A 397-nucleotide genomic window follows, 5' to 3' on the forward strand; every position below is an offset into this window, starting at 1 on the left:
GCGTCCTCCGCGAGGCCCGCCCCGTCCTCCGCGCCTTCTTCATCCCCTTCGCCGTCCGGCGCCGGCTCGCCGCCATCCCGGAAGACCAGGGCGACACCTTCCTCGACGGCGTCCCGCACCGCCGCGTCCGGATCGCCGACCGCACGCTCGGCGAGCGCCGCCCGTACGGCCTCTGCGTCCAGCGCCGTGTGGCCCTGGAGGGCGGCGCGCTCCAGCAGCCAGCCGACCAGGGCCGCCGTCCTGCGCCCGTCGTCCGGACCGCAGCCGGCGCCCAGCAGGGCCCGGGCGAAGCCGTCGGCCTGCTCCGGCCGCACACCGGGCACCGCCAGCAGCTGCCAGGGGTCGGTGCGCAGCAGCTCGGCCGCCTGCTCGCCCAGCGCACCGACGGCCGGGCGGG

The 397-nt window shown here is 79.3% G+C and carries 1 protein-coding gene; it reads right to left on the reverse strand.

Annotation, left to right across the window (positions count from 1 at the left end; genetic code table 11):
* The coding region (locus G3I54_RS11495; RefSeq protein ID WP_275407950.1) for a helix-hairpin-helix domain-containing protein at nt 1-397 on the reverse strand (397 nt) is incomplete at both ends.

Source organism: Streptomyces sp. SID14515, assembly GCF_010548505.1.
GTDB classification, from domain to species: Bacteria; Actinomycetota; Actinomycetes; order Streptomycetales; family Streptomycetaceae; genus Streptomyces; species Streptomyces caviscabies.